The 2,781-nt window shown below is 60.1% G+C and carries 3 protein-coding genes; all 3 read left to right on the forward strand.

Going from position 1 to position 2,781, the window contains the following annotated elements:
• A partial coding sequence (locus FEM54_RS29765; RefSeq protein ID WP_138453981.1) for a Tad domain-containing protein occupies nucleotides 1–1,240 on the forward strand: 1,240 nt, incomplete at its 5' end.
• A gap of 130 nt (nucleotides 1,241–1,370) precedes the next feature.
• On the forward strand, nucleotides 1,371–2,438 hold the full coding sequence (locus tag FEM54_RS29770; protein ID WP_138453982.1) for a phosphotransferase family protein: 1,068 nt from the start codon (nucleotides 1,371–1,373) through the stop codon (nucleotides 2,436–2,438).
• A 22-nt stretch (nucleotides 2,439–2,460) separates the two neighbouring features.
• The coding region (locus tag FEM54_RS29775) for an SDR family NAD(P)-dependent oxidoreductase (protein ID WP_138453983.1) at nucleotides 2,461–2,781 on the forward strand (321 nt) is incomplete at its 3' end.

The following is a 2,781-nucleotide window of genomic DNA, read 5'->3' on the forward strand; positions in this document are numbered from 1 at the left end:
TCTGACCATGCAATTGAAAGTCAGCGCCGGTAACTACGACCAACTGCTCAAGACCGACGCCACTGTAGGCCAACTGATCCAGGCGGCCATTGATGTGCTCAAGCTGGGCGGTGACGCGGTCAAAGTGGTGATCAACAACCTGGAAGCCATCAAGCTGATTGCGCCGGGCACGCAGATCCTGCACCTGGGCGACCTGATCAATATCCAGAACGGCACCGACAAAAGTGCGCTGGATGTGAACCTGCAACTGTTCAACCTGATCCAGGGCTTTGTGCAGCTGTCGAACAAGGCCAGCGCAGTTGCCGTGGAGCTGCCGGTGGATGTGCTGGGCCTGCTCGGCGTGACCGTGTCGACCAAAGTGATCGAGCCCGGGCAGGTTTCCAGCATCGGCAACCCCAAGGATATCGCCAAGCAGCCCATTTATGTGCGCACCGCCCAGGTGCGCACTTTGATTTCGGTAAAACTGCCGATCGTCACGCTGGTGAATAACCTGCTGGGTGGCACGGTGCAAGCGCTCAGTGACCTGCTGGGCGGCCTGTTTGGCTTACTCGATCCCAATTGTTGCCTGGTCGCCAGCCTGGAAATCGGCGACACCCTCGACATCGCCCTGGAAGCCGCTGGCGGCAGCGCTATGGTCACTGGCTACAGTTGCGACAGCGGCAAAAAGTCGTTGTCGGTACTCGGCGAAACCTCGGCATTGCGCGCGATGATTGGCCAGGTTGACCCCAAGAATCTGTACTCGTCCACAGAAAAACTCAAGGTCGACGAGTACCCGGTGGTGGATATCGGCACCAAAACCTGCAAGCGCGGCACCGGCGTGTGTAGCGACAGGCAGGCCTTTGCGGCGGGCGGCCTGGGCATCCGAATCGACAGCGACGTGTTGAAAACCCAGCGTGCGCACACCTACACCGAGCCGCCCGCTATCAACCAGCAACCGCTCTATTACGCATTCGCCAGCTCGAACGCGGTCAGCAGCCTCAAGCAAACACTCACCGGCATCCAACTGATCAACCACCCGCCCAAAATGGCCAGCCTGTTGGGCGCCGTGTTGGGCCTGGTCACGGGCGTGGTCAACGGCTTGCTCACCACCCTGGGCGGCTTGATTGCCGGGCTGCTCGGCCCGCTGCTCGACCCCATCGTCAACAACCTGCTCGCCGGCCTGGGCATCGACCTGGCAAAAGTCGAAATCGGTGCCAATTTGTCGTGCAACCCCGGTGGCCGGGCCATGCTGGTGATTTGAGCACATCAGGCCCGCTGATTATCGTCCAACACGCTAACCTATTAAGCCGCCCCGACCTTGTCGCTGGACGGCGGTGCGCATTAGATTAGCCAATAGTCCAAGGCCTTTAGAATAAGCAGAAGGGATAAGCATGGCGCTTAACGACCAATCGACCCAGATTCGCCCCGGCGAAGAACTTGATGCCAGCCTCATCGATCCCTACCTCAAGGCGCATATTCCGGGCCTTGCCGGCACGGTCAAGATCAGCCAGTTCCCCGGTGGCGCATCCAACCTGACTTACCTGCTGGAATACCCTGGCCAGGAATTCGTGCTGCGCCGCCCGCCATTTGGCCGCAAAGCCAAGTCCGCCCACGACATGGGCCGCGAATACCGCATTCTCAACCAGCTCAAGGACGGCTTCCCGTATTGCCCCAAAGCCTATGTGCACTGCCTTGACGAGTCGGTGATCGGCGCCGAGTTCTATGTGATGGAGCGCGTCAACGGCATCATCCTGCGCTCTGACCTGCCGGCCGAACTGGGCCTGGACGCGGCCAAGACCGAGGCGCTGTGCAAGAGCTTTATCGATAAATTCGTCGAGCTGCACCAGGTCGACTACGCTGCCTGCGGCCTGGCCGACCTGGGCAAGCCCGAAGGCTATGTAGCACGCCAGATCCGCGGTTGGAGCGACCGCTACGAAAAAGCCCTGACGCCCGACGCGCCCAGCTGGGAAAAGGTACGCGCGTGGCTTAACGACAAGATGCCGGCCGACCACCCGACTTCCAGCATCGTGCACAACGACTATCGCTTCGACAACGTGATCCTCGACCCGCACAACCCGATGCAGATCATCGGCGTGCTGGACTGGGAACTCACCACGTTGGGCGACCCGCTGATGGACTTGGGCAACACCCTCGCCTACTGGATCGAAGCCGCTGACCCTGCGCCCGTGCAACTGATGCGCCGCCAGCCCAGTAACGCGCCGGGCATGCTGACTCGGCGCCAATTCGTCGACTATTACGCCGAGCGCTCCGGCATCCAGATCGATAATTTCGACTTCTACTACACCTACGGCCTGTTCCGCCTGGCCGGCATTGTGCAGCAGATCTACTACCGCTTTTTTCACGGCCAGACCCAGGACAAACGCTTTGCGCAGTTCATCCATATGAACAAGCTGCTGGAGCAAATGAGCCTGAATGTCATCGCTAAATCAGCCCTCTGACTACAAGAGCAAGGAACCCAGCATGTCCAAGACCCACCTGTTCGACCTCGACGGCAAGATCGCTTTCGTTTCCGGCGCCAGCCGTGGCATCGGTGAAGCCATCGCCAAGCTCCTGGCCCAGCAAGGCGCCCATGTGATCGTCTCCAGCCGCAAGCTCGAAGGCTGCCAGCACGTGGCCGACGCGATCATCGCCGCGGGCGGCAAAGCCACCGCCGTGGCCTGTCATATCGGCGAAATGGAGCAGATTACCCAAGTGTTCGCCGGTATCCGCGAACAGTTTGGGCGCCTGGATATCCTGGTTAACAACGCTGCAACCAACCCGCAATTCTGCAACGTACTGGAC

Origin of the sequence: Pseudomonas edaphica (genome assembly GCF_005863185.1) — a bacterium.
Taxonomy (GTDB): domain Bacteria; phylum Pseudomonadota; class Gammaproteobacteria; order Pseudomonadales; family Pseudomonadaceae; genus Aquipseudomonas; species Aquipseudomonas edaphica.